Raw genomic sequence first — 2,616 nt, 5'->3', positions numbered from 1 at the left:
TCATGGAGCCGAGCGCCTCGGGCGGCAGCGGTTCCAGGCCGCGCGCGGGCAGCGGATTGCCCGCGGGGACGGCCGTCCAGCTCCCCGCTCCCCTGCGGGACTCAAGGAACCCCTCGGTGCGCAGCGCCTCGTAGGCGGCGGCGACGGTGGTGCGGCTGACGGCGAGCGCCACGGCGAGCTCCCGCTCGGCGGGCAGCCGGGCGGCGACCGGAACGCGGCCTTCGAGCACGAGCAGCCGGATACCGTCGGCGAGCGCGCGATAGGCCGGCGGGCGGCGCGTGCCCGTGCCGCCGGGCCTGGCCTGCTGGGAGGCGAGGAGCCTGGCGAGCTGAGCCGAGCCCATCGCCGAAGTCCACTGAGCCATGATGACCGGTCCACCTTCCCCGAATTGGCCATGGTTGTGGCCTGCTTCCAAGCCACAGGGTGTCATGTGTCGGGCCACCAGCACTACCGGAGGAGTTTTCCTTGTCCCGTACCGCGCGCCATCCGCGTTCCCTCCTTCCCAGACGCCTGGTCCAGCTCTACGGAGGCCTCGCCCTGTACGGCGTGAGTTCGAGCCTGATGATCGAGGCGGGGTTCGGGCCCGAGCCGTGGAACGTGCTCAACCAGGGTCTCGCCGAACTGACCGGTCGCTCCATCGGCGTCGTCTCGATCGTGGTGGGCGCGGCCGTGCTCCTGCTCTGGATTCCGCTGCGCCAGCGGCCCGGCCTCGGCACGGTCTCGAACGTCGTCGTCTGCGGACTGGCGATGGACGCCACCCTGGCACTGCTCCCTGACGCCCGCACGCTCGCCTTCCGCGTCCCCCTGCTGGCCGCCGGAGTCCTCCTCAACGGCGTGGCGACCGGGCTCTACATCTCGGCCGCCTTCGGCCCGGGGCCGAGGGACGGTCTGATGACCGGCCTGCACGCGCGTACCGGCCGCTCGGTCCGGCTGATCCGGACCTCGATCGAGGTGGCGGTCGTCGCCACCGGCTTCGCGCTCGGCGGCACCGTGGGCGTGGGCACGGTCCTGTACGCCCTCTCGATCGGCCCGCTCGCCCAGTACTTCCTCCGCCTCTTCGCCCTCCCCTCGCCGGGCGCCGGACAGGTGGTGGCCGCCGGGGGTCCCTCCGAGCAGGCGATACTGCGGCCGTGACCTCGCGCGTACGACACCCCTATCTCGACCACCCGGGACCGCTCGCCCTCGCCCACCGCGGGGGCGCGGCGGACGGCCTGGAGAACACCCTGACCGCCTTCCGGCGGGCGGCGGAGCTGGGCTACCGCTACATGGAGACGGATGTGCACGCCACCTCCGACGGCCGCCTGGTGGCCTTCCACGACGCGACGCTGGACCGGGTGACGGACGCGCGGGGACGCATCGTCGACCTCCCCTGGCGCGAGGTGCGACGCGCGCGCGTGGCGGGCGGCGAACCGGTGCCCCTCTTCGAGGACCTCCTCCAGGCCTTTCCCGAGGTGCGCTGGAACGTGGACGTGAAGGCGGAGCCCGCGCTCCTGCCGCTGCTCGATCTGATCGGCCGCACCGACAGCTGGGACCGCGTCTGCGTCGGTTCCTTCTCCGAGGGCCGGGTGGCGAGGGCCCAGCGCCTGGCGGGGCCCCGCCTGGCCACCTCCCTCGGCACCCGGGGCGTGGCGGCGCTGCGCCTGCTCTCCTGCGGGGTGCCCGCCGCCCCGCGCCGCTCGGCGGTCTGCGCGCAGGTGCCCGAGACGCACGCCGGCATCCGGGTGGTCGACCGCCGCTTCGTCCGCGCGGCCCACGCGCGCGGGCTGCGGGTGCACGTGTGGACGGTGAACGACGCCGCCCGGATGGCCGCCCTTCTCGACCTGGGCGTGGATGGCATAGTTTCCGATCACATCGAGACGCTGCGCGAGGTGCTGAAGGACCGGGGGCTGTGGGTCTGACCGCCCGGGGGCGGCTCCGGAACGGGGAACAGCGAGGTCACCGGTGAGCACCGACACCGTGCGGGGGACGACGGCCGAGAGCGCCGGGCGGCGGCGCGAGCAGCAGGGCTGGTACGTGTACGACTGGGCGTGCTCGGTCTACTCCACGAGCGTCCTGACCGTCTTCCTCGGCCCCTACCTGACGGAGATCGCCAAGGCCGCGGCCGACCCCGAGGGGTATGTGCATCCGCTGGGCATCCCGGTCCGCGCCGGTTCGTTCTTCGCCTACGCCGTCTCCGCCTCGGTGATCCTCTCGGTCTTCGTGATGCCGGTGGCGGCCGCGTCCGCCGACCGCACCGGCCGCAAGAAGCCGCTCCTCGCGGCGGCCGCCTATCTGGGCGCGGCGGCGACGACGGGCATGTTCTTCCTGGACGGCGACCGCTACCTCCTCGGCGGCCTCCTGCTGATCGTCGCCAATGCCTCGCTCGCCGTCTCGATGGTCCTCTACAACTCCTATCTGCCGCAGATCGCGCTCCCCCACGAGCGGGACGCGGTCTCCTCGCGCGGCTGGGCCTTCGGCTACGCCGCGGGCGCGCTCGTCCTCGTCCTGAACCTGGTGCTGTTCCTGGCCCACGACAGCTTCGGCGTCTCGGAGGGGACGGCGGTCCGCATCTGCCTGGCGTCGGCGGGCGTGTGGTGGGGCGCCTTCACCCTCGTACCCCTGCGGCGGCTGCGGGAC

At 73.4% G+C, this 2,616-nt stretch carries 4 protein-coding genes; 3 read left to right on the top strand and 1 reads right to left on the bottom strand.

Annotated features, from left to right (window positions below):
- A partial coding sequence (locus AB8Z36_RS35700; protein ID WP_369217544.1) for a GntR family transcriptional regulator occupies positions 1–364 on the bottom strand: 364 nt, incomplete at its 3' end.
- A 101-nt stretch (positions 365–465) separates the two neighbouring features.
- On the opposite strand from AB8Z36_RS35700, the gene yczE reads away from it, so the two are divergent.
- The 3 genes from yczE to AB8Z36_RS35685 all read left to right on the top strand — a co-directional run.
- Entirely contained in the window at positions 466–1,134 is a 669-nt protein-coding gene (yczE, locus tag AB8Z36_RS35695) for a membrane protein YczE (RefSeq protein WP_369217543.1), read from the top strand.
- The gene (locus AB8Z36_RS35690) at positions 1,131–1,898 is read left to right on the top strand and encodes a glycerophosphodiester phosphodiesterase (protein ID WP_369217542.1); all 768 of its coding nucleotides are present in this window, start codon (positions 1,131–1,133) and stop codon (positions 1,896–1,898) included. Before yczE ends, AB8Z36_RS35690 begins: the two co-directional genes overlap by 4 nt.
- Before the next feature lie 43 nt (positions 1,899–1,941).
- Positions 1,942–2,616: MFS transporter (locus AB8Z36_RS35685; RefSeq protein ID WP_369217541.1), on the top strand; the 675-nt coding region annotated here is incomplete at its 3' end.

It is taken from the genome of Streptomyces flavofungini (assembly GCF_041028215.1).
GTDB classification, from domain to species: domain Bacteria; phylum Actinomycetota; class Actinomycetes; order Streptomycetales; family Streptomycetaceae; genus Streptomyces; species Streptomyces flavofungini_B.
This window is presented reverse-complemented; position numbering and strand designations above follow the sequence as displayed.